Genomic DNA, 22110 nt, shown 5'->3' on the forward strand with positions numbered 1-22110 from the left:
AACCAGAGAACGTTCGACCCCGGTCCCGTCCGCTCCGCCACTTGCCCCACAAGTGGTTGATCGTGCATAAATCCCTGTCTTTTCAACAGGCTGTTAAGCTCTCTGCTCTGTTTCGGTGTTTCTGACCCCTCGGGGGTGATCCGACGGCACTGCCCGGTCGGGCATCGAGACGGGCGAGCGGGGATGACGGGTGGGACATGCTTGCACGGATCCGCTGCGAGGTCTTCGTGCGCGGGGAGCCCAATCACGGCTGATCCGCCGTGAGTTGCAGGTGTCGCGGTGCGCAAGGTGCTCCGGTCCGGCGGGACGTCCGTCGAGTACGAGCGCGAGGCCCGGCCGCGACGAAGCTGGGCGCCTGGACGACACCGGGCCTGCCGCGCCTCCGCCTGCGCGGCGACAGGTTCGGTGGGCGTCGCACGGCGCCCTAGTGGAGTCAGTTCCGGACGCCGATCGGGAGGCGGGATCGGAAGGCGTTCGGCAGGTTCGGGCTGCGCGGGGTCCGTTTCACCCTAAAGTCCGCTTGCGGACTGATCCGGCGGGCCCAGGACGAGTTCCATGCGGTCGGCCAGGAACTTCGTGCGGATAGACTGGATCGGCCGATCTTCCAGATCGACATCGACCGCCGTGCTGATCAGCACGATGGCATCCGGCGCACAGCTGAGCAGATCCGCATCCTTGGTCGTGACCCGTTCGGCCGTCAGACGCGTTTCGCGTCGGCGATAGTCGGTGACCCCCTCACGCGCCAGCGCCGCCGTGATCGAGCCGGTTTCGGCATAGGCATCGATGATGCCCGGAAACCTCTCCGCCGAAAAATGCGAGACCGAGCGCGACATCGGCATGCCGCTCACCACCGACAGGCTGTCGAGTCGGTGGAGCGGTGCGCCCGGCCGCAGTTCCAGGAGCCCTGCGAGTACGGTGTCGGCGACGACCCGCTCCGAGCGGATCAGCCGGCCTGAAGGCTCCAGTGACTGTTTCAGCATGCTTTCGGAAAACCGTGTGCGTGGCCCGATCGGGTAGACCGCCCGCTTTGGCGCGGCGCTGACGAACGTCCCCCGCCCACGCTCGGCGCGCAGCAGCCCTTCCGCCGCAAGCGACGCGATCGCGCGGCGGACGGTGTGACGGTTGACGCCGTAGCGCTCTGCCAGGTCCACCTCGGACGGCAGGACATCGACGATCGCCCCCTCGCCGATCGCGCTGCGAATTTCATCTGCCACGCGCCGCCACCGGGCAACGCCGTCTTCGAACGGGCTCATGCGATCCTCATGACAATGACACCGGGTGTCATACAGACGTCACCGTCAGCAGGTTAAAACCACATCCAGATTGGTTGTCCAGACAATTAGACAACATGGATGCACGGATGCTGAACGAAGCCGATCAGGTCAACCATAAACACCGGCTCGACGTGCTCGCAACCTGCGAGGCCACGTTGCTTGCCGAGCGGTATCGCGCGCTCGGCGGCGTTCCGGAGTGTTTTCCCGTGCGCGGGCCCGAGATCGGCATGGTCATGCTGCGCGGTCGTGCCGGGGGCAGCGGCGCGCCGTTCAATCTCGGCGAAGCAACCGTGACGCGCGCTTCGGTCAAGCTGGAGAGCGGCGAAGTCGGCCACGCCGTCATTCTCGGCCGCGACATGGAGAAGGCCCGCATCTTCGCGCATCTCGGCGCGATGGCCCAGCGCGCCGAGTGGGCCGCGCGGATCGACCGGGATGTCATCGCCCCTGCCCTTGCCGCCCGGGAGGCGGATCGCGCGGTGCGCGCCGAGGAGACCGAGGCAACGCGCGTCGACTTCTTCACCATGGTGCGAGGGGAAGACTGATGGACGTCCGTGCCAATCCGGCCATCTACGAGGGCGGCTTCTCCGACCCCGTGTTCGACGCGCAGGGCGTCTTCCGCGCGGTGATGGATGCGCTGGCCCATCCGGGCCGCATCATCGATCTCGGCCCGGTCACCCGCGCACCGGCACCGCTCGACCATGGGGCAAGCGCCATCCTCGCCGCCCTTGCCGACCACGACACGCCGGTCTGGTTCGAAGCCGAAGACTGTGCCGAGGCTGGTGCCTGGCTCGTCTTTCACACCGGCGCGCCGGTGGCCGACGCGCCCGGCAACGCCAGCTTCGCCGTGCTTTCCAAGGCTGGCCCCGTCGAAAGCTGGGACCGCTTTGCCATCGGCACCTCGTCCTATCCGGATCGCTCGGTGACGCTGCTCCTGCCGGTCGGCGACCTTGAGAGCGGCGTGCCCCTGACGCTCGAAGGCCCGGGGATCGAAACCACCGCAACGCTCGCGCCGACCGGACTGCCGGACGGCTTTGTCGAGGCGATGGCCGGCAACGCCCAGCGCTTTCCGCTCGGCTTCGACGTGATCCTCGTGGCGGGCCGCGCGATCGCGGCCCTTCCGCGGACCACCCGCATCACCAGCACGGAGATCTGAGCCATGTATGTCGCGGTGAAAGGCGGCGAGGCGGCGATTGCCAATGCGCATCGTCTGATGGCGGATCGTCGCCGGGGCGATCGCGCCGTGCCGGCGCTGACGCTCGAGCAGATCACCGGCCAGCTTTCGCTGGCGGTCGACCGGGTCATGGCGGAAGGCTCGCTCCATGATCCGGATCTGGCAGCGATGGCCGTTCGCCAGGCACGCGGCGACCTGATCGAGGCGATCTTCCTGCTGCGCGCCTATCGCACGACGCTGCCGCGCTTCGGCCATGCAAGGCCCATCGACACGGGGGCCATGCGTCTCGAACGCCGCGTGTCTGCAACCTTCAAGGACATTCCCGGCGGACAGCTGCTCGGACCCACCTTCGACTACACCCACCGCCTGATCGACCCGGCCATGGCCGGCGACGAACCGGTCGAAGAGGGTCTGCGCCGGCAGCGCGAGGCCGATGCGGCCGCGCCGAGGGTCACCGACATTCTCGACGATCAGGGCCTGATCGAGCCGGATGTCTTCAGCGATGACGAGCCCGCCGACCTGACCCGCGAGCCGACCGAATATCCGGTCGGCCGGGATCTGCGGCTGCAGGCGCTGGCGCGCGGCGACGAAGGCTTCCTGCTGGCGCTCGGCTATTCGACGCAGCGCGGCTATGGGCGTACCCATCCCTTCGTGGGCGAGATCCGCATCGGCACCGTTGATATCGAGGTCGAGGTGCCGGAACTGGGCTTCGCCATCACCATCGGCAGCGTGCGGGTGACCGAGTGCCAGATGGTCTCGCAGTTCAAGGGCTCGGCCGACACGCCGCCGCGCTTCACCCGCGGCTACGGCCTCGTCTTCGGCCAGTCCGAGCGCAAGGCAATGGCGATGAGCCTGGTCGACCGCGCGCTGCGCGCCGACGAGTTCGACGAGCAGCGACTGGCGCCGGCGCAGGACGAGGAATTCGTGCTGGAGCACTGCGACAACGTGATGGCGACGGGCTTCGTCGAGCATCTGAAACTGCCGCACTACGTGGACTTCCAGGCCGAGCTCGACCTCCTGCGCACGTTGCGCGCCGAGCAGGAACAGGCGACCGCCGACGATCACGACACGCTCAGCGAGGCCGCAGAATGACCCGCGCGCACGCCCTCCCCGCCTACAACTTCGCGTATCTCGACGAACAGACCAAACGGATGATCCGCCGGGTCATCCTGAAGGCGATCGCCATTCCCGGCTATCAGGTGCCCTTCGCCAGCCGGGAAATGCCGATGCCCTATGGCTGGGGCACCGGCGGCGTGCAGGTGACGGCCGCCGTTCTGGGTCCGCACGACGTGCTCAAGGTCATCGACCAGGGCGCGGACGACACCACCAACGCGGTCTCCATCCGCGCCTTCTTCGCCCAGGTGGCCGGTGTCGCCACCACCACGAAGACGACGCAGGCGACCATCATCCAGACCCGCCACCGTCTTCCCGAAACGCCGCTGCAGGCCGGTCAGACCGTCGTCTACCAGGTGCCGATCCCCGAACCGCTGCGCTTCCTCGAACCGCGCGAAACGGAGACACGCGTGATGCACGGGCTGGAGGAATACGGGCTGATCCACGTCAAGCTCTACGAGGATATCGCCCAGCACGGCCACATCGCCACCACCTACGCCTACCCGGTCAAGGTGGAGGGCCGCTACGTGATGGACCCCTCGCCCATTCCGAAGTTCGACAATCCGAAGATGCACCGCTCCCCGGCCCTGCAGCTGTTCGGATCCGGCCGCGAAAAGCGGATCTACGCACTGCCGCCCTTCACCGACGTGGTCAGTCTCGACTTCGAGGACCATCCCTTCCAGGTGCAGACCTTCAAGGCCCATTGCGCGCTGTGTGATGCCGGCGGCGTCTATCTCGACGAAGTGGTCACGGACGACCATGGCGGACGCATGTTCGTCTGCTCCGACACCGACTATTGCGAAACGCGCCGCACCGAAGGCCATCGCGGGACCGGCCTGCCGTCTGACCGGGAAGACGCCGGCCGGGAGGACGCACGATGAGCAGCCAGCCCATCCTGTCCGTGCGCAACCTCGAACGCCGCTATGGCGCGTTCATCGGCTGCACCGACATTTCCTTCGATGTCTGGCCGGGTGAGGTGGTCGCCATCGTCGGCGAATCCGGCTCCGGCAAGACGACGCTGCTCAACTGCATCTCCGGCCGCATGGAGCGCAGCGCGGGCACCGTCTGTTACCGCATGCGCGACGGCCGGTTCCCGGATCTTGGCGATCTCAGCGAAGCCGAGCGCCGCTTCCTCGCCCGCACCGACTGGGGCTTCGTACACCAGAACCCCGCCGACGGGCTGCGCATGCGGGTTTCGGCCGGCGCCAACGTCGGCGAGCGCCTGATGGCGGTCGGCGAGCGCCACTACGGCAACATCCGCCGGACCGCCACCGACTGGCTGGAGCGCGTCGAGATCGCCGCCGCCCGCATCGACGACCAGCCGGTCGCCTTTTCCGGCGGCATGCGTCAGCGCCTGCAGATCGCGCGCAATCTCGTCACCCATCCGCGCCTGATCTTCATGGACGAGCCGACGGGCGGCCTCGACGTCTCGGTGCAGGCGCGCGTGCTCGATCTCCTGCGCATGCTGGTCGCCGACCTTGGTCTGGCGGTGGTGATCGTCACGCACGATCTGGCGGTCGCGCGGCTCTTGTCGCAGCGCATGATCGTGATGAAGAGCGGCCGCATCGTCGAACAGGGCCTGACCGACCGCGTCCTCGACGATCCGCGCCACCCCTACACGCAGCTCCTCGTTGCCTCGATCCCGGAGTCCTGAGATGACGGCTGCCCTCATCAGCACGGCTGCGCTGCTTCGCGTCTCCGGCGTGGCGAAGTCCTTCACGATGCATCTGCGCGGCGGGCTCGAACTGCCGGTCGTCGCCAACGTCGCCTTTGACCTGCATCCGGGCGAGTGCGTCGTCCTCGGCGGACCGTCCGGCGTCGGCAAGTCGTCGATCCTGCGCATGGTCTACGGCAACTATGCCGTCGATGCCGGCACGATCCTGGTGCGCGACGTCACGTCCGGCAAGATGGTCGATCTTGCGACGGGAGATCCGCGTACGGTCCTTGATCTGCGCCACGCCTCCATCGCTTATGTCAGCCAGTTCCTGCGCGCGGTGCCCCGGGTGTCGGCCATTGATGTCGTGGCCGAACCGCTGGTGGCGCGCGGCATCCCGCGCGAACAGGCGACACGGCGCGCCGCGGCGCTTCTGGAACGGCTCAACCTGCCGTCCGCCCTGTTCGGCCTGCCGCCGGCCACCTTTTCCGGCGGCGAGAAGCAGCGCGTGAACATTGCGCGCGGCTTCATCACCGACCATCCGATCCTGCTGCTCGACGAGCCGACCGCCTCTCTCGACGCCACCAACCGCGACGTGGTGGTGGCGATGATCCGCGAGAAGCTCGCCGCGGGAACCGCCATTCTCGGCATCTTCCACGACAGTCCGGTTCGCGAGGCCATCGCCACACGCACGCTCGACGTTACGGCCTTTTCGGCGCGCGAGGCTGCCTGATGACAAAGCTCAACGAACATGCCCCGCTCATCCATCCCACCGCCGAGGTCAGCGACAGCACGCTCGGCCGGTATGTGGAGATCGCCGCGCAGGCGCGCGTCAGCGAGGTGGAGCTCGGCGACTACTCCTACGTGATGGAAAATTCGTCGATCTGGTGCGCCGCGATCGGCAAGTTCGCCAATATCGCGGCGGCCGTGCGGATCAATGCGCCCAACCATCCGACATGGCGGGCGACCCTGCATCACTTCACCTACCGCGCCGGCGACTATTTCGAAGGCGCGGCGGACGAGGACGGCTTCTTCGAGTGGCGCCGCAGTCACAAGGTCACGATCGGCCATGACGTCTGGATCGGCCATGGCGCGACGGTTCTGCCGGGGGTCCGGGTTGGCAATGGCGCGGTGATCGGCGCCGGTGCCGTCGTGTCGAAGGATGTCGCGCCATACACGATTTTCGGCGGCGTGCCGGCCAGGCTGATCCGTGACCGGTTCGAGCCGGGCGTCGGCGAGCGGATGGACCGGCTGGCCTGGTGGGACTGGCCGCACGACAGGTTGTTTGCCGCGCTGGAAGACTTTCGCGGCCTGTCCGCCGCGGCGTTTCTGGACCGGTACGGAGCCTGACCGGAAAAGGTGACAACAAAGCTTCATCGAAACGTCACCGATCCGTCGTCGGCGGGTCAACCGGACTTTGTAGGACTTGCAAAACGGGGACCGTGACCATGACTGCAATCAGTGTTTCGAACCTCTCGAAGCGATACGGCAAGATCAGGGCTCTCGACGACGTGAGCCTGGAGCTGGAGCACGGCGAGATGGTTGCGCTGATCGGCGCGTCGGGCTCGGGCAAGAGCACGCTGATCCGTCATATCGCCGGCCTCGAGGCCGGCGACGGCCAGGCGGGAAAGATCTCCGTTCTCGGCGAGGTCACGCAGTCGGGCGGCCGGCTGAACCGCAACCGCAGGGGCGCGGTCTCCGTCATCTTCCAGCAGTTCAATCTGGTCGACCGGCTGTCGGTGCTGACCAATGTGCTGATCGGCAACCTCGGCCGGGTCCCGCGCTGGCGTGGCACGATCGGCTACTTCCATCGGTGCGAGAGAAACAAGGCGCAGGCTGCCCTGACCCGCGTCGGCATTCCGCAGGTGGCCGCGCAGCGCTCGTCGACGCTGTCGGGCGGTCAGCAGCAGCGCGCCGCGATCGCGCGCACGCTGGTCCAGGAAGCCCGGATCCTGATCGCCGACGAACCGATCTCGGCCCTCGACCCCTCGTCCGCGCGCCGCGTCATGGACGTGCTGGCCGACATCAACACCCAGGACAACATCACCGTCCTCGTGTCGCTGCATCAGGTCGAATACGCGCGCCGCTACTGCAAGCGCACGATCGCCATGCGCGACGGACGCATCGTCTACGACGGGCCCTCGACGGCCCTGTCCAACGCATTCCTGGCCGAGCTTTACGGTGACGCCTCGGAAGAACTGGTTCTGCCGGATGCTCCGGCCGAGCCAATGCCCGTGATGCCTTTCGGACAGACCAGCCGCATGGCGGTCCATCACCTGAACGCCTGATCGTTCCAATCCTTCGGAGATTCTCATGAACGCGCCTCTGAAAAGCCTGGCGGTGACCACGCTCGCCTGCCTTCTGTCGACTGCCGCCTTCGCGGCCGAGACGATCAACTTCGGCATCATCTCCACCGAGAGCCAGCAGAACCTCAAGAAGACCTGGGAGCCGCTGCTCGAGGACATGGCCGAGAAGACCGGCCTCGAGGTGAAGCCGTTCTTTGCGTCCGATTACGCCGGCATCATCGAGGGCATGCGCTTCGGCAAGGTGCAGATGGCCTGGTACGGCAACAAGTCGGCGATGGAAGCCGTCGATCGCGCCGATGGCGAAGTGTTCGTGCAGAGCGTGCCGGTCGCCGGCGAGCCGGGCTACTGGTCGGTCGTCATCGTTCCCAAGGACTCGCCGATCCAGTCGCTCGACGATCTGCTCAAGTGCGACCAGTCGCTGAACTTCGGTCTCGGCGATCCGAACTCGACCTCCGGCTACCTCGTGCCGATGACCTTCGTGTTCAGCGCCAAGGGCATCGACCCGAAGTCCTGCTTCAAGAACGTCACCAACGCCAATCACGAGACCAACGCGATGGCCGTCGCCAACGAGCAGGTCGACGCTGCGGCGAACAACACCGAGAACATGGCGCTGATCAAGCAGAACCAGCCGAAGGCCTTCGAGAACATCCGCGAGATCTGGCGCTCGCCGCTGATCCCGTCCGATCCGATCGTGTGGCGCAAGGATCTGCCGGAAGACGCCAAGGCCAAGATCAAGGACTTCTTCCTGACCTACGGCACGGACAAGTCCACCGGCAACGTCGCCGAGGAAAAGGAAATCCTGGGCGCACTCAAGTGGGCGCCGTTCCGTGACTCGTCCGACAAGCAGCTGCTGCCGATCCGCATCATGGAGCTGAGCAAGTCGATTGCCCAGGTCGAGGCCGATGCCTCGCTCGCCGCCGATGCCAAGAAGGCCAAGCTCGACGAACTCACCGCTGAAAAGGCGAAGTTCGAAGCCGAGCTCAACGCGGCCGGCTGATCTCGAGAAGCGGGAGGCGGCCCCGCCGCTTCCCGCACCTTTTCAAGGCCGGAGAGACCCTGCGATGACCAAGACCGCAACCAATGGCGTGGCGAACGGCATGGCCCCGCAGAGGCCCGTGGCTCCCGCGCCGGAAGCTGCCCGCGCGCCGCGCAACTGGCGTAACCTGACGCTTCTCGGGGCCTTGATCGTGATCCTGGCTGTCAGCTGGGGCCCGGCCGAGATGGGGCAGTCGACCTATCTCTTCACCGATTCCGGCAACATGGCCGAATATGCCTCGGGCTTCATGCAGCCCGACTTCACCGACTGGCGCTCCTACGTCGAAGAGATGATCGTCACGATCCAGATCGCGCTGTGGGGCACGTTCCTGGCGGTGATCCTGTCGATCCCGTTCGGCATCCTTTCGGCCAGCAACATGGCGCCGTGGTGGATCAACCAGCCCGTGCGCCGCCTGATGGACCTGTTCCGTGCCATTCATGAAGTGGTGTTCGCGGTGCTGTTCGTCGTCGCCGTCGGCCTCGGCCCCTTTGCCGGTGTCATGGCGCTGTTCATCCACACCACCGGCATCCTCGCCAAGCTGTTCTCCGAAGCCGTGGAAGCGATCGACCCGCGTCCGGTCGAAGCGATCCGCACCACCGGCGCGTCGCGCACCCAGCAGGTGATCTATGGCGTGATCCCCCAGGTCCTGCCGCTGTGGATTTCCTATTCGCTGTACCGGCTCGAATCCAACGTCCGCTCGGCCACCGTGCTCGGCATCATCGGGGCCGGCGGCATCGGTCAGGTCCTGTTCGAGTCCATTCGTGCCTTCTACTATCCGGAATCCTCGGCAATCCTGATCATCGTCATCCTGACGGTCACGGTCATGGACCTGATCTCGCAGCAGCTTCGCAAGCTGGTGATCTGACAAGCCCCCGATCACGGCGCCCGCTTTCCATGTTCCTGTCCGGGCGACGCCTGCCCGGCCCCCAGCCTGCGAATTGACGAGATGACCACCGAACAGATTCATACCACGCCCGCATCGTGCTGGCCGACGAGATCGTCCATGGCACCGTCCTGGTCCGCGACGGCCTCATCGCGGACATCGCAAGCGGCAATTCACGGGTCGGCGAGGACTTCGGTGGCGACACCCTGATTCCCGGCTGTGTCGAGCTTCATACCGATCATCTCGAAACGCATATCCAGCCGCGTCCGAAGGTTCGGTGGAACCTCGATGCCGCCCTGCAGGCCCATGACGGGCAGATTGCGACGTCCGGCATCACGACGGTGTTCGACGCGCTGCGCGTCGGACTGGAAGGCGACACCGAGTTCGGGGCCGGCGACATGTCGGAGATGGCCGACGCGATTGCCGCCGCCAGCGCGGAGGGCAGGCTGCGCGCCGAGCATTTCATCCATCTGCGCTGCGAAGTCTCCGTGCTGGACGTCGTGGATCACTTCGATTCACTTCAGGACAACCCCCGCGTCCGCCTGGCCTCCCTCATGGACCACGCCCCGGGACAGCGCCAGTTCGTGAGCCTGGAGGCCTATCGCATCTACTATCAGGGCAAGAAGAAGCTTTCCGACGCCGAGTTCGCTGCCTACAGCGAGCGCCGGGTGGCCGATTCCGCCGCAAATTCCGATCGCAACCGCAGACTTCTGGCCGATCGCTGCGTCGCCGCCGGGATTGCCATGGCCTCCCATGACGACGCGACGCCGGCCCATGTCGAGGAGAGTGTGGCCCTCGGCATCGCGATGGCCGAATTTCCCACGACGATCGAGGCGGCGACCCTGTCGCGCGAGGCCGGTCTGCAGGTGCTGATGGGCGCACCGAACGTGGTGCGTGGCGGGTCCCATTCGGGCAACGTCTCGGCACTCGACCTGCTCAACGCCGGCGCGCTCGACATCCTGTCCTCGGACTACGTCCCCTTCAGCCTCGTTCAGGCCGCCTTCCTGCTTCCGGAGTGCGCCGACATCGATCTACCGCATGCGATCCGACTGATTTCCGCCAATCCGGCGGCTGCAGCCGGTCTTGCCGATCGGGGACGTATCGCTCCGGGCCTGCGCGCCGATCTGGTCCGGGTCCAGACACAGGCCGGCCGACCGCCGCGTGTCGCCGCCGTCTGGCGGGGAGGATACCGTGTCGCGTGAGGGTCTCTTCGTCGCGGTCGTCGGTCCGTCCGGCGCCGGAAAGGACACGCTGCTGAAAGGCGCGGCCCTCGCGCTTGCCGGCCGCGCCGACATCCATTTCGTGCGCCGCGTCATCACCCGGGAGCCGGACGGCTTGACCGAGGATCACGACACGCTGAGCGTCCCGGCATTCGCCCGCGCAAACGCCGATGGCGCGTTCTGCCTGACCTGGGCCGCCCATGGCCTGCACTACGGCCTGCCCGCTTCCGCACAGGCGGCCGTGAGGCGCGGTGGAAAGGTCGTCGCCAACATCTCGCGCGGGTCACTGGGCGACGCGTTGACGGCCTTCGCTTCGCTGGCGGTGATCGAGATCACGGCCGATCCGGCAATCCTCGCGCAGCGCATCGCGGGCCGCGGGCGCGAAACGCAGGCAGAAGCCGGGTTGCGGCTGTCCCGCAATCGGCCGTTCGCGGTGCCGCCGGAGGTCCTGCAGCACATCCTCATCGACAATTCCTTCTCCGCCGATCAGGGCGTGGAAAGAATGATCGATGCGATTGCAAACCTGACCCGCTGCGAAATGCCCGTCACACACGCCGCAAGTCCGGCCGCGCACATCGACCTGTAGGGCGCGGGGACACGCGCCATGTGCCTTCGCTGGCAAAGAGCGGCTTGGTTGCGAGATCGTCCGGTGATCTGACCTGCGCCCCCCGACAGCGTGCCATCACGCCACATTTTCTGACGACACGGACAAGCAGGTTGTGGTGATCCTGCATGGACAGAAGCGGGCCCAGCCCCTCGCCTTCTGCTGGTGCAGCGCTTTCGAGACCGCCCAGGCATGCACCGAGGATGCGCCAAGATGGCGGATCTTCCCGGCCTACGCTTCGGCTTGCTGCGCCGCACAGGATTCCGCGACGAGGGGCGTCAGCGACTTGGTCTGGGCGCCGATGACAGTCGCCGCCGAACGCCAAGGGAGGGCCCAAACTGGCGGCGCCGATACGTGCAACTGGAGACGTTCGGACATCAGGCCCCTCCGCCCCATTTTCCAGCGCGATGGCCCGCCGATGCCGCGCGCGGGGCCGGTCACCCGCGCACATTTGCCCGAAAGACGACGGGAATGGGTGCGCATGGCAATGGTCCTGCGTGTGATGCCGCTCACCTCCCCTGCTGCCAGCTCTTGAAGACGAATTCGAGGCTGTACCCATCCGGGTCCCTGACCTGCGCCGCATAGTAGCGGGGATCGTAGTGAAGCTGCGGCCCCGGGGCATGGATCCCGGTCGCCCCGGCGGCGAGAGCCTCGGCGTGGGCGGCATTAACGATCGTCTCGGATCCGGCGGCAAAGCGACATGCACGGCGCCGGGTGCAGCCGTGCCCTGCTTCAGCCAGAAGAACATCCTGCCCTTGGCACCGAAGCCCTTGAGGTCGGGATGCCCCGCCGGGCCCTGCTCGCCGTCGTAGTCGTGGCGGGCGCTGATCCCGAGGATCGGGAGCACCCTCTCGTAAAAGGCGATCGAGCGCGCCGTATCGCTCACGGTCAGGAAGATGTGATCGAGCATGTGGGTTCCTCAGATGATGCAGCCGCCGGCCACTTCGGTGTTCCCGGCCTTGATCCGGCGGTTTTCGTCAGGAGGCTCGCGACCATGCCGCCGGGTTCGGTGCGGATCGGTCCCGGGGCGATGGAGCTGACGCGGATGCCGCGCTCGCCGAACTCCCTGGCCCTGCAGCGGGTCAGCAGTTCGAGCCCGCCCTTGACGGCAGCATAGGGCGCAACTCCGGCAGTTGCCACCCGGCTGGTGGCGCTCGGTGTGGCAGCCATCGACCATCAGCCCCGTAGCCCGCATTGTTGACGAGGACGTCGAGATCCCGGCGGCCCAGGTCGTTGCCAACGCGTCGCCCACCGCGCTGCAAAACGCGGGAAAGGTCGCGCGGTTGCCGACGTCCGGATCGAGAGCGAAAGCCTTGCCGCCGTCAGCCTCGATCATCCTGACCACCGTCCCGGCGTGTGCTCGCTGCTTTCGGCTCCCGAACGCGATCAGTTCGCCGGCGGGTCGAGGAATCGGTATCCAAGTCCGGGTTCCGTGGCGATGAAGCGCGGATTTGCGGCGTCATCGCCGAGTTTCTGGCGCAGCTGACGGATGTAGACCCGCAGGTACTGGCTGTCCTCGGTGTGGGCAGGACCCCAGATTGCCTTCAGGATCATCTCCTGGGTGACCAGCCGCCCGCGGCGGCTGGCCAGCATCCACAGAAGGTCGAATTCCCGGCGCGTGAGGTGAAGGGGCCTGCCGTCCATCGCGGCAGCATGGTCGGCCGCGTCGATCTGCAGCGGGCCGATGCTCAGGACCGACGGCACGGCCTCGGTCGCGCGATCCCGCAACAGGCCCCGAACGCGCGCGAGGAACTCCTTCATGCCGAAGGGCTTGACCACATAATCCTGCGCGCCGGCGTCGAGCGCCTCGACCTTGTCGCCTTCGTCGGCGCGGACCGAAAGGATCAGGACAGGTACCGGGCTCCACCCGCGAAGGTCGCGCAGCATCGACAGACCGTCAGCATCCGGAAGGCCGAGATCAAGGACAACCAGCGCCGGCGCTTCGCGTGCGGCCATCGCCAACCCCTCGCGCGCGGTTCCGGCTTCGATCACGCCATAGCCCTCGGCCTCGAGCGCCACGCGCAGAAAGCGGCGGATCGGCGCTTCGTCATCGACGACGAGGATGCGGGCCGGAGAACTCACGCAGCGACCTCGGGGTTGTGGAGGGGAAGCTCCATCACGATACGCGTCCCGGTGCCCTCGGGCCAGCCGGCATCGGCCTTGCCCGGTTCTGCCTTGCCCGGTTCCGCCCTGATCGTGCCGCCCATCGCCTCGACCAGCCCCTTGCAGATCGCAAGGCCCAGGCCGGTGCCCGCCCGCTGGCGGTCGCCCCCGGCCACCCGATGGAACATGTCGAAGATGCGGGTCTGATCCTCGGGGGGAATGCCGGGGCCACGATCGATCACCGCGAGTTCGACATGCGTGCCTGCCCGGCGCGCGGTGACGGTGATCGCGGTTCCCTCCGGTGCATACTTGGCCGCGTTGTCGAGGACGTTGACCAGCACCTGTTCGAGAAGCACCCCGTCGGCCCGGATCAGCGGCAGGTTCGGCGCGAGGTCCACCTGCAGGTCATGGCCGCGCAGGACGCCCCTCATCCGGGCCCGGGCACCGCCGACGATCTCGGCCACGTCCTGCGGCGCGAGGCGGGGCTTGAGCGCGCCGTGTCCGAGGCGGGTCATGTCGAGCAGGTTCTGGACGTAGCGGTCCAGCCGCTCGCCCTCCTCGCGGATGTTCTCGGCCAGATCCCGCCGCGCGTCCGGCGGCAGGTCCGCCTCCGCCAGATGGCCCGCCGCGCCGATGATGGTGACAAGCGGCGTGCGCAGGTCATGGCTGACGGAATTCAGGAGCGCCGTCCGCAGGCGTTCGGTTTCGGTGGCAAGCTGGGTTGCGGCGAGGTCCTCGGTGAGCCGAAGCCGTTCCAGCGCAAGGGCGATCTGGTCGATCAGCGCATCCAGCAACCGTCGGTCGGTGCGCAGGAGCCGACGGTCATCGGCGTAGGCGATGCCGAGGACACCGAGCCGCCTGTCACCCGCCACCAGCGGCAGGAAGAACCACCGTGCCGTGGGCAGTGTGTCCGATCCCCGGCCCGCGGGCTCCCCCTTCTCCCAGGCGAACTGCGCGGCGGACTGGTCGCGGACGTCCAGCCGGTCTTCAGGGGGAAACCCTCCGACAACCTGCAGCTCCGCCCCGCGCGGCGTCAGGAGCACGGCCTCGCAGCGCAGCGTCGTCGCCACATGGCTGACCGAGGCCCAGACCACATCGTCCGCCGTCGCGGCGGCGGCGACACGGCGGCTGAAGTCGTAGAGCTTGTTCGTCCGGACGGCGATGGCGGCCTGCGCATCCACGCGGGCGCGCAGGCGGGCGGCGAGGTTGCCGGTCACCAGCGAGGCCGCAAGGAACAGCCCCAGCGTCAGAAGCTCGCCCTGCCGCGAGACATGGAAGGTGTAACGCGGGTGGGTGAAGAGGAAGTTGTAGGCCATGAAGCCCAGGACAGCGGCCGCAACGGCAGGTCCGAGGCCCCGGCGGCTGGCCACGACGACGACGGCGGTCATGTAGATCACGCTCAGGCTGGCGACGGGGAACAGTTGCTCGGCCCCCCACGAACAGGCCGAGGCGAAGGCCACGGCCAGTGCCGCTTCAGCCCAGGCGCGCGGCTCCGCGCCAAGACGCGGCAGGCGGAAGCCACCAGCCGCGGGTTTCTCGTCCGGTTCGGAGGCAAGGGTCACCTCGAATGGACCGGACCGGCGCAGGACATCGGCGGCGACATCCTCTGACGTCCACCGTGCCCAGAACGGGCGCGGGCGCGGGCGGCCGATCACGATGCGACGCACGTTGCGGGCGCGGGCATAGGCGAGGATGGCCTCGGCCACGTCGTGCTCGGCCTCCGACGTCGCCAGTTCCGCGCCCAGCCGTTCGGCCAGCCGCAGGCTGCCGGCCAGCCGGTCCTTGTCGGCATCAGGCAGTGCTTCCGTCCGCGCCTGCGTCACGTTCAGCGCGATCCACTCGGCCCGCGCCCGATCGGCACTGCGCCTCGCAACCCGGATCGCCTCGCGCGCGGCGGGACTTTCGTTGATGCAGACGAGGATGCGTTCCTGCGTGGGCCAGGGACCGGCGATCGCGTTCGCGGCCATGTGTTCGCGCAGTTGCGCGTCCACCCGGTCGGCGGCGGCGCGCATGGCGAGCTCCCGCAGCGCCGTCAGGTTGCCCTTGACGAAGAACGATCCCAACGCGCGGGCGCCTGATCGGCGGGATAGACCTTGCCCTGCTTCAGCCTGTCCACCAGTTCGTCGGGCGGCAGGTCGATCAGCTCGATTTCGTCAGCCATCTCCAGCGCGCCGTCAGGGACCGTCTCCCGGACGCGGACGCCGGTGATCCGCGCCACCGTCTCGTTCAAGGTCTCGATGTGCTGGATGTTCAGCGTCGTGTAGACGTCGATCCCGGCGGCCAGCACCTCCTCGACATCCTGCCAGCGCTTTTCATGGCGGCTGTCGTCGGCATTGGTGTGGGCCAGTTCGTCGATCAGAGCGAGCGCGGGCTTGCGCGCGAGCAGGCCGTCAAGGTCCAGTTCGGTCAGCGCCCGGCCCTTGTGGATGACGGGCTTGCGCGGGAGTTGCGGCAATCCCGCCAGTTTGGCCTGCGTTTCAGAACGCCCGTGGGTCTCGATCAGCGCGGCGACAACATCGACGCCCTCCGCCCGCTTGCGGTGGGCGTCGTCCAGCATCGCCCAGGTCTTGCCGACACCCGGGGCCGCGCCCAGAAAGACCTTGAGCCGCCCGCGCCCCTCACGCGCGGCCTGCGTGAGAAGTGCGTCGGGCGATGGGCGAATTCCGGCATCCGGTGTCATTCGGCGGCTTGTCCTTCCCCTCCAGCGGGCGGCATCGGGAAGGCTTCGTCAAGTGCGATGTTGGTCAGAAACACGTTGACCCGGGGCTCGCCATAGAGGCCGAAAAGCCGGCCTTCGACGGCGGCTGCGATCAGCTCTCGCACCGAGCCGGCGTCCACACCGCGCACGGCGGCGATGCGGCCGGCCTGCGCCATCGCGTTCTCCGGGCTGATGTGCGGATCAAGGCCGGAGCCCGAGGCGGTGACGGCGTCGATCGGGGCGGGTGCGCCATTCGCCGCTTCCCAGGCCGCGCGGCGTTTCGCGACCGTGGCGATCAGCGCCGCCGAAGTCGGCCCGAGGTTCGACGCCCCGGTCCCGGCCGCGTTCCACCCGCTGGCGGAGGGGCGCGGGTGGAGCCATGCATCGCCTGCAAAGGACTGGGCGACGAGTCCGGATCCCAGGATGGTGCCCTCCCTTTCGATCAGGCTGCCATTGGCGGCAGACGGGAACAAGGCCTGCGCGGCGCCCGTCAGGACCAGCGGATAGGCAAGGCCGGTCAGCAGGGTGAAGAAGACGGTGAGGGCGATGGCCGGGCGAAGGTGGGTCAGCATGGGTCTCTTCCTCAGGCAAGGTTCAGGGCGACGAGCGCCGCGTCGATGGCCTTGATGCCGACGAAGGGCATGATCAGGCCGCCCAGGCCGTAAACGAGCAGGTTGCGGCGCAGAAGCGCGGCCGCACTGGCCGGACGATAGGCCACCCCGCGAAGTGCGAGCGGCACCAGCGCCACCAGGATCAGGGCATTGAAGACAACGGCCGACAGGATGGCCGAGGTGGGCGACGCCAGCCCCATGATGTTCAGTGCGCCGAGGCCCGGATAGGCCGCCACGAAGATCGCGGGCAGGATGGCGAAATATTTCGCCACATCGTTGGCAATGCTGAACGTGGTCAGTGCGCCGCGGCTGATCAGCAACTGCTTGCCGACCAGCACCACTTCGATCAGCTTGGTCGGATCGCTGTCGAGGTCGATCAGGTTGGCGGCCTCCTTCGCTGCCGGGGTGCCTGCGTTCATCGCAACCCCCACGTCGGCCTGCGCCAGCGCGGGTGCGTCGTTCGATCCGTCGCCGCACATGGCCACCAGCCGCCCGCCCGCCTGTTCGCGGCGGATCAGGTCCAGCTTCATCTCGGGCGTGGCTTCCGCCAGGAAGTCGTCCACCCCCGCCTCGGCGGCGATCGCCGCGGCAGTCAGCGGGTTGTCACCGGTGATCATCACCGTGCGGATGCCCATGGCCCGCAACTCGGCAAAGCGTTCGCGGACGCCCGGTTTCACGATGTCCTTCAGATGCACCGCGCCGAGGATGTCCGTCCCGTCGGCCACCAGCAGCGGCGTGCCGCCCGACCGCGCGATGGCGTCCACCTCGCGTGCCAGCGCCTGTGGAGGGATCTTGCCCGTCAGCCGGATCACCGCATCGGCGGCGCCCTTGCGGAAGCTGCGTCCGTCGGCGAGGTTCAGCCCCGAAAGCCGGGTCTGGGCGGTGAAGGCCACGGCCTCGGCGCGCGGCGGCATAGCCGGCACGCCCCCCAGCACCTCGCGGGCCTTATCCACGATGGACTTGCCCTCCGGCGTCTCGTCGGCCAGCGAAGCCAACGCCGCCGCCTCGGCCAGGCGGTGGGAATCTACCCCCGGCGCCGGGATCAGCGCGTCGGCCATCCGGTTGCCGAAGGTGATGGTGCCGGTCTTGTCGAGGAGGAGCGTGTCCACGTCGCCCGCCGCCTCGACCGCACGACCCGACTTGGCGATGACATTCGCCTTCACCAGCCGGTCCATGCCCGCGATGCCGATGGCACTCAGGAGCCCGCCGATCGTGGTGGGGATCAGTGTCACGAACAGCGCCCCGAGGACGATCACCGGAATGGTGGTGCCCGCGTAGCTCGCGAAGGCGGGCAACGTGACGACGACCAGCAGGAAGATCAGCGTCAGCCCGACAAGCAGGATGTTCAGGGCGATCTCGTTCGGGGTCTTCTGCCGTTCGGCCCCCTCGACCAGCGCGATCATGCGGTCGAGGAAGCTCTTGCCCGGTTCCGCCGTGACGCGGATCACCAGCCAGTCGGAGACGACGGTGGTGCCGCCGGTGACCGACGACCGGTCGCCCCCGGCCTCGCGGATCACCGGGGCGGATTCGCCCGTGATCGCGCTTTCGTTGACCGAGGCCACGCCGCGCACCGCCTCGCCATCCGCAGGGATGTTCTCGCCGGCCGCCACATGAACGAACTGGCCCGTGCGCAGCGCGGTGGACAGCGTTTCGCTGCCCGTGGCCGGGTCGTCATCCGCCGCGCCAAGCACCCGGACGCGGGTCTCCGACTTGGTCGCGCGGAGCGTGTCGGCGCGAGCCTTGCCGCGTCCTTCGGCCAAAGCCTCGGCGAAGTTGGCAAAGAGCACGCACAGCCACAGCCACGCCGCGATGTGGAGGCTGGTTCCAGCGCCCGGCATGCCGGCGAGAAGATCACGCAGGCCAAGCACGGTGGTCATCCCGGCCACGACGGCCGTGACGAACATCACGGGATTGCGCCACAGGATGCGGGGATCAAGCTTGGCGATGCTCTGCCGGACAGCAGCGGGGTAAAGGCCGCTCATGTCGGCCGGCCTGTCATGTTTCGACATCAGGGTCCTCAGAAGCTCTGCCCGGCCAGCCGTGCGGTCTCTTCCGCGACGGGGCCAAGGGCAAGGACGGGGAAGAAGGTCAGCGCGCCGAGGATGACGACGGTGAGGACAAGCAGCGTCACGAACAGCGGTCCGTGGGTGGGAAAGGTGCCGGAGGTGACGGGCGCCTGCGGCTTGCGGATCATCGACCCGGCAATCGCCAGCATCGGAATGATGATCGCATAACGACCGAGCAGCATGATGATCCCGAGCGCCGTGGTGTGCCATGGCAGCGCGGCGCCATAGCCGCCGAAGGCACTGCCGTTGTTTCCGGTGGCGGACGCGTAGGCGTAAAGGATCTCGCTCATCCCGTGGGGCCCGGGCTCCTGCACCGCCGCCAGCGCCTGCGGCACCGTCGCGGCCACGGCTCCGCCCACCAGGATGCCCAGCGGCATCGACAGGAAGGCCAGCACCGCCAGTGTCACTTCACGTCCCTCGATCTTGCGGCCGAGGTATTCGGGCGTGCGGCCCACCATCAACCCGGCGAGGAACACGGCGAGGGCGACATAGAGCAGCATTCCGTACAGCCCCGCGCCGACCCCGCCGAAGATCACCTCGCCGATCTGCATGAAGACCAGCATCACGAAGCCCGAGAGCGGCATGAACGAGTCATGCATCGCATTCACCGACCCGTTGGACGCGGCCGTGGTGGAGGCCGCCCAGAGCGCCGACAGCATCGCGCCAAAGCGCTGCTCCTTGCCCTCCATGTTCGCGCCCGCCCCAAGCGCCGGGTTGCCAGCGACCTCGCAGACATGGACGACGGCCAGCCCCGCCACGAACATCACCGCCATCGCGGCAAGGATCGCCCAGCCCTGCCTCCGGTCCCCGGCCATACGGCCGAAGAGGAAGCAGAAGGCCACCGGGATCAGCAGGATCGACAGGGACTGCGCCATGTTCGACGCGATGGTCGGGTTCTCGTAGGGGTGCGCCGAGTTGACGCCGAAGAACCCGCCACCGTTGGTGCCCAGCTGCTTGATCGCGATCTGTGCTGCAGCGGGGCCACGCGCAATCACCTGCTCCTGCCCCTCGACGCCCGTTGCGACCACCGCTCCTTGCAAGGTCTGCGGCACGCCCTGCCACGCCAGAAACAGCGCCAGCACAACCGACAAAGGCAGCAGGATCCACAGGACCGACCTGGTCAGATCGACCCAGAAGTTGCCAAGCGTCGTCCCCCTGGCCGCGACGAACCCCCGGATCACGGCAACGGCGACGGCCATGCCGGTGCCCGCGCTGACGAAGTTCTGCACGGTCAGCCCGGCCATCTGCGACAGGTAGGACAACTGCGCCTCGCCGGAATAGGCCTGCCAGTTGGTGTTGGTGACGAAGCTGACGGCGGTGTTGAAGGCAAGGTCGGGCGCCAGGCCGCCGATGGCGTCGGGGTTCAGAGGCAGCGCGCCCTGGGCCCGAAGGAGGAGATAGAGCACGACAAAGCAGGTCGCGTTGAAGGCCAGAACCGCAAGCGCGTAGGCCCCCCAGGCCATGCCGCGGGCAGGCACGGCACCACTGAGCCGAAGAAGCGCAGCCTCTGCCCGCAGCAGCGCCGAAGGAAGGGCTCCCCCATAGACGCGGGCCATCCAGACGGCGAGGAGCCAGGCAAGGCCGACAAGTGCGGCAAGATACAGGAGGTAGGACATCAGGGTCATCGCACTGGTTCCTCAGAACCGGTCCGGCCGGAGCAAGGCAGCGCAGAGATAGACGCAGAGGCCCGATGCCACGGCGAGCCCCAGGAGCAGATCGAACATGGTGCCGCCCTCACAGACGTGCGGCGGCACGAACGCCGAGCGCGAAGGCCGCGAAACACCCGAGGCCGAGGAAGAGGAAGATCAGGTCCAGCATGGCATGGCTCCACAGGTTGCTGCGCCGGACACTGCGGTGAGCGTGCGTAAAGGCTCCATTCGAGAGAGGGACGGATCGCGTAAGGGCGGCGTAAAGAGGGACCGCGACCCGGCTTCCACGGCACGGTCACGCCGGCGGTCGAGACCCTGACCGGCCGTGCCTCCGCCTCCGTCCGCGATTTCGTCAGCGCCAGCAGGGCGGCCTTCCTCGCGGCCGGATGACGGCAGCGCGTCGGGGCGGCGCAGCCCCGCGCGCCGGTCTCTTGATCGAGATCAAGCGCCTGTCGCGCCCTCTCGGGTAGGATGGTGATGACAGGGAGGGCGGCGTGAGACGGCGAGACATGCTCATCGGCGCAGGCGGTGCGCTCATGCTGGCTGGAGGCGCCGCCGCCGGTTGGCGGTCGGCCGTGGGGTCGATGGATGACTTCGACGCCTATACGGGCGGCCTTCGCGCCCCGATGCCCGCCGACCCGGACATTGCCGACATCCTCCGATACGCGACGCTTGCTGCCAGCGGCCACAACACCCAGCCCTGGCGGTTTCGCGTGGCGGAACGCTCGGTCGACATCCTGCCCGACCTTTCCCGCGCAACACCGGTGGTCGACCCCGACAATCATCACCTCTTCGTCAGTCTCGGATGCGCCGCCGAGAACCTGCTGATCGCCGCCACCGCGACCGGGCGGGCCGGGCAACTGGAAACGGACGCCGGAGGGGAGCGCATCCGCTATTCCTTCTCCAGGACCGAGCCGCATCCGCATCCGCTGCTTGCCGCCATCCCCAGGCGGCAGTCCACCCGGGCGGACTATGACGGGCGCCCGGTGCCTGCAGCGGATATCGCGGCGCTCCGGCAGTCCACCGAGACGCCGGGTGTGCGACTCGTCCTGGTGACCGACCGTCCGCGGATCAATCAGGTGCGGGACCTGATCGTGGCCGGCAACGATGCGCAGATGGCTGACGCGGCCTTCATGGCCGAGCTGAAACGATGGCTGCGGTTCAGTCCGCGTGGCGCCATGGCCTCCGGCGACGGCCTGTTCTCGGCCGCTAGCGGCAATCCCGTGATGCCGGAATTTCTCGGCGGTCCCGCCTTCGACGCGTTCTTCACGGCTTCCGCCGAAAACGACAAGTGCGCGCGCCAGATCGACTCGTCGGCGGGTCTCGCGATCTTTCTGGCGGAGCGCGAAGACCCGGCGCACTGGATCGCGGTCGGTCGCGCCTGCCAGCGTTTCGCGCTTGCCGCGACCGCTGCCGGCCTCAAGCACGCCTTCGTCAACCAGCCTGTCGAGGTCGCGCGGCTGCGGCCTGAACTGGCGGCGCTGATCGGGGAGAGCGGAACGCGGCCCGACATCATCCTGCGCTTCGGCTATGGCCCGGCGATGCCCTTCTCGCCCCGCCGCCCCGTGAACGCCGTTCTGGTCTAGCAACGGCAAGCGCCCGCCGCCGTGTCCGGCAGACACGCCGAGCTTTTCGAGAAGACCCGCTCGGTCGTGGAGGAAAAGCGCCATCCGATGTCACGTCGCATGCGCCGTCTCGTCTTGTTCATGACGCATCCCGAAG

At 67.7% G+C, this 22110-nt stretch carries 23 protein-coding genes; 13 read left to right on the plus strand and 10 right to left on the minus strand.

All coding sequences use genetic code 11. From position 1 onward, the window contains the following. Positions 1 to 509: 509 nt before the first annotated feature. Positions 510 to 1253, minus strand: coding sequence for a phosphonate metabolism transcriptional regulator PhnF (gene phnF / locus A6302_RS09035; protein WP_069306765.1), 744 nt, complete (start codon positions 1251 to 1253; stop codon positions 510 to 512). 107 nt (positions 1254 to 1360) lie between these two features. On the opposite strand from phnF, the gene phnG reads away from it, so the two are divergent. From phnG to phnN, 12 genes are all read left to right on the plus strand, one after another. Beyond that, positions 1361 to 1816 (plus strand): phosphonate C-P lyase system protein PhnG, encoded by a 456-nt coding sequence (gene phnG / locus A6302_RS09040; protein WP_245293999.1) that lies wholly within the window; start codon positions 1361 to 1363, stop codon positions 1814 to 1816. Continuing rightward, positions 1816 to 2427: a phosphonate C-P lyase system protein PhnH gene (gene phnH / locus A6302_RS09045; protein WP_069306767.1), complete on the plus strand. Its 612-nt coding sequence runs from the start codon at positions 1816 to 1818 to the stop codon at positions 2425 to 2427. The genes phnG and phnH overlap by 1 nt, the downstream gene beginning before the upstream one ends. A gap of 3 nt (positions 2428 to 2430) precedes the next feature. After that, entirely contained in the window at positions 2431 to 3537 is a 1107-nt protein-coding gene (locus A6302_RS09050; RefSeq protein WP_069306768.1) for a carbon-phosphorus lyase complex subunit, read from the plus strand. Next, positions 3534 to 4439, plus strand: a complete 906-nt coding sequence (locus tag A6302_RS09055) for an alpha-D-ribose 1-methylphosphonate 5-phosphate C-P-lyase PhnJ (protein WP_069306769.1) — start codon at positions 3534 to 3536, stop codon at positions 4437 to 4439. The genes A6302_RS09050 and A6302_RS09055 overlap by 4 nt, the downstream gene beginning before the upstream one ends. After that, the gene (gene phnK / locus A6302_RS09060) at positions 4436 to 5212 is read left to right on the plus strand and encodes a phosphonate C-P lyase system protein PhnK (protein WP_069306770.1); all 777 of its coding nucleotides are present in this window, start codon (positions 4436 to 4438) and stop codon (positions 5210 to 5212) included. The genes A6302_RS09055 and phnK overlap by 4 nt, the downstream gene beginning before the upstream one ends. 1 nt (position 5213) lies before the next feature. Next, on the plus strand, positions 5214 to 5945 hold the full coding sequence (gene phnL, locus A6302_RS09065) for a phosphonate C-P lyase system protein PhnL (protein ID WP_069306771.1): 732 nt from the start codon (positions 5214 to 5216) through the stop codon (positions 5943 to 5945). Further along, entirely contained in the window at positions 5945 to 6562 is a 618-nt protein-coding gene (locus tag A6302_RS09070; protein ID WP_069306772.1) for a DapH/DapD/GlmU-related protein, read from the plus strand. The genes phnL and A6302_RS09070 overlap by 1 nt, the downstream gene beginning before the upstream one ends. Before the next feature lie 98 nt (positions 6563 to 6660). After that, on the plus strand, positions 6661 to 7500 hold the full coding sequence (gene phnC / locus A6302_RS09075) for a phosphonate ABC transporter ATP-binding protein (RefSeq protein WP_083255645.1): 840 nt from the start codon (positions 6661 to 6663) through the stop codon (positions 7498 to 7500). 25 nt (positions 7501 to 7525) lie between these two features. After that, entirely contained in the window at positions 7526 to 8515 is a 990-nt protein-coding gene (gene phnD / locus A6302_RS09080) for a phosphonate ABC transporter substrate-binding protein (RefSeq protein ID WP_069306773.1), read from the plus strand. A 64-nt stretch (positions 8516 to 8579) separates the two neighbouring features. Then, complete coding sequence (gene phnE / locus A6302_RS09085) at positions 8580 to 9419, plus strand: phosphonate ABC transporter, permease protein PhnE (protein ID WP_069306774.1); 840 nt, start codon at positions 8580 to 8582, stop codon at positions 9417 to 9419. Positions 9420 to 9535: 116 nt separating this feature from the next. Then, complete coding sequence (locus A6302_RS09090; RefSeq protein ID WP_245294000.1) at positions 9536 to 10639, plus strand: alpha-D-ribose 1-methylphosphonate 5-triphosphate diphosphatase; 1104 nt, start codon at positions 9536 to 9538, stop codon at positions 10637 to 10639. Continuing rightward, complete coding sequence (gene phnN, locus A6302_RS09095) at positions 10629 to 11243, plus strand: phosphonate metabolism protein/1,5-bisphosphokinase (PRPP-forming) PhnN (protein ID WP_069306776.1); 615 nt, start codon at positions 10629 to 10631, stop codon at positions 11241 to 11243. The genes A6302_RS09090 and phnN overlap by 11 nt, the downstream gene beginning before the upstream one ends. Here phnN and A6302_RS25735 read toward each other — a convergent pair. The 9 genes from A6302_RS25735 to kdpF all read right to left on the minus strand — a co-directional run bounded on the left by A6302_RS25735 (position 11203) and on the right by kdpF (position 20463). Beyond that, positions 11203 to 12171: a VOC family protein gene (locus A6302_RS25735; RefSeq protein WP_342586244.1), complete on the minus strand. Its 969-nt coding sequence runs from the start codon at positions 12169 to 12171 to the stop codon at positions 11203 to 11205. The two genes, phnN and A6302_RS25735, sit on opposite strands and share 41 nt — an antisense overlap. Further along, positions 12150 to 12431: an SDR family oxidoreductase gene (locus A6302_RS24370; protein WP_141703592.1), complete on the minus strand. Its 282-nt coding sequence runs from the start codon at positions 12429 to 12431 to the stop codon at positions 12150 to 12152. The genes A6302_RS25735 and A6302_RS24370 overlap by 22 nt, the downstream gene beginning before the upstream one ends. Positions 12432 to 12647: 216 nt before the next feature. Then, positions 12648 to 13343, minus strand: a complete 696-nt coding sequence (locus A6302_RS09100; RefSeq protein ID WP_069306777.1) for a response regulator — start codon at positions 13341 to 13343, stop codon at positions 12648 to 12650. Beyond that, entirely contained in the window at positions 13340 to 15427 is a 2088-nt protein-coding gene (locus A6302_RS09105; RefSeq protein ID WP_210183299.1) for an ATP-binding protein, read from the minus strand. The genes A6302_RS09100 and A6302_RS09105 overlap by 4 nt, the downstream gene beginning before the upstream one ends. Next, on the minus strand, positions 15397 to 16044 hold the full coding sequence (locus A6302_RS23490) for a histidine kinase (RefSeq protein WP_210183300.1): 648 nt from the start codon (positions 16042 to 16044) through the stop codon (positions 15397 to 15399). Before A6302_RS23490 ends, A6302_RS09105 begins: the two co-directional genes overlap by 31 nt. Continuing rightward, positions 16041 to 16634: a potassium-transporting ATPase subunit KdpC gene (kdpC, locus tag A6302_RS09110; RefSeq protein ID WP_069306778.1), complete on the minus strand. Its 594-nt coding sequence runs from the start codon at positions 16632 to 16634 to the stop codon at positions 16041 to 16043. Before kdpC ends, A6302_RS23490 begins: the two co-directional genes overlap by 4 nt. A gap of 11 nt (positions 16635 to 16645) precedes the next feature. Further along, on the minus strand, positions 16646 to 18655 hold the full coding sequence (kdpB, locus tag A6302_RS09115; protein WP_245294001.1) for a potassium-transporting ATPase subunit KdpB: 2010 nt from the start codon (positions 18653 to 18655) through the stop codon (positions 16646 to 16648). 35 nt (positions 18656 to 18690) lie between these two features. After that, positions 18691 to 20364, minus strand: a complete 1674-nt coding sequence (gene kdpA, locus A6302_RS09120; protein WP_069306780.1) for a potassium-transporting ATPase subunit KdpA — start codon at positions 20362 to 20364, stop codon at positions 18691 to 18693. Between the two features lie 12 nt (positions 20365 to 20376). Continuing rightward, entirely contained in the window at positions 20377 to 20463 is an 87-nt protein-coding gene (kdpF, locus tag A6302_RS26145; RefSeq protein ID WP_069306781.1) for a K(+)-transporting ATPase subunit F, read from the minus strand. A gap of 434 nt (positions 20464 to 20897) precedes the next feature. Here kdpF and A6302_RS09130 point away from each other — a divergent pair, with 434 nt between their 5' ends. Further along, positions 20898 to 21974 (plus strand): Acg family FMN-binding oxidoreductase, encoded by a 1077-nt coding sequence (locus A6302_RS09130; protein WP_342586245.1) that lies wholly within the window; start codon positions 20898 to 20900, stop codon positions 21972 to 21974. Positions 21975 to 22110: the final 136 nt, after the last annotated feature.

The organism is Methylobrevis pamukkalensis (assembly GCF_001720135.1).
Taxonomy (GTDB): Bacteria; Pseudomonadota; Alphaproteobacteria; order Rhizobiales; family Pleomorphomonadaceae; genus Methylobrevis; species Methylobrevis pamukkalensis.

Coding starts and splice junctions, on each gene's coding strand:
- phnF (WP_069306765.1), bottom strand. CDS start 1,253: ATGAGCCCGTTCGAAGACGGCGTTGCCCGGTGGCGGCGCGTGGCAGAT.
- phnG (WP_245293999.1), top strand. CDS start 1,361: ATGCTGAACGAAGCCGATCAGGTCAACCATAAACACCGGCTCGACGTG.
- phnH (WP_069306767.1), top strand. CDS start 1,816: ATGGACGTCCGTGCCAATCCGGCCATCTACGAGGGCGGCTTCTCCGAC.
- A6302_RS09050 (WP_069306768.1), top strand. CDS start 2,431: ATGTATGTCGCGGTGAAAGGCGGCGAGGCGGCGATTGCCAATGCGCAT.
- A6302_RS09055 (WP_069306769.1), top strand. CDS start 3,534: ATGACCCGCGCGCACGCCCTCCCCGCCTACAACTTCGCGTATCTCGAC.
- phnK (WP_069306770.1), top strand. CDS start 4,436: ATGAGCAGCCAGCCCATCCTGTCCGTGCGCAACCTCGAACGCCGCTAT.
- phnL (WP_069306771.1), top strand. CDS start 5,214: ATGACGGCTGCCCTCATCAGCACGGCTGCGCTGCTTCGCGTCTCCGGC.
- A6302_RS09070 (WP_069306772.1), top strand. CDS start 5,945: ATGACAAAGCTCAACGAACATGCCCCGCTCATCCATCCCACCGCCGAG.
- phnC (WP_083255645.1), top strand. CDS start 6,661: ATGACTGCAATCAGTGTTTCGAACCTCTCGAAGCGATACGGCAAGATC.
- phnD (WP_069306773.1), top strand. CDS start 7,526: ATGAACGCGCCTCTGAAAAGCCTGGCGGTGACCACGCTCGCCTGCCTT.
- phnE (WP_069306774.1), top strand. CDS start 8,580: ATGACCAAGACCGCAACCAATGGCGTGGCGAACGGCATGGCCCCGCAG.
- A6302_RS25735 (WP_342586244.1), bottom strand. CDS start 12,171: ATGCTCGATCACATCTTCCTGACCGTGAGCGATACGGCGCGCTCGATC.
- A6302_RS24370 (WP_141703592.1), bottom strand. CDS start 12,431: ATGGCTGCCACACCGAGCGCCACCAGCCGGGTGGCAACTGCCGGAGTT.
- A6302_RS23490 (WP_210183300.1), bottom strand. CDS start 16,044: ATGACACCGGATGCCGGAATTCGCCCATCGCCCGACGCACTTCTCACG.
- kdpC (WP_069306778.1), bottom strand. CDS start 16,634: ATGCTGACCCACCTTCGCCCGGCCATCGCCCTCACCGTCTTCTTCACC.
- kdpB (WP_245294001.1), bottom strand. CDS start 18,655: ATGAGCGGCCTTTACCCCGCTGCTGTCCGGCAGAGCATCGCCAAGCTT.
- kdpA (WP_069306780.1), bottom strand. CDS start 20,364: ATGACCCTGATGTCCTACCTCCTGTATCTTGCCGCACTTGTCGGCCTT.
- kdpF (WP_069306781.1), bottom strand. CDS start 20,463: ATGTTCGATCTGCTCCTGGGGCTCGCCGTGGCATCGGGCCTCTGCGTC.
- A6302_RS09130 (WP_342586245.1), top strand. CDS start 20,898: ATGCTCATCGGCGCAGGCGGTGCGCTCATGCTGGCTGGAGGCGCCGCC.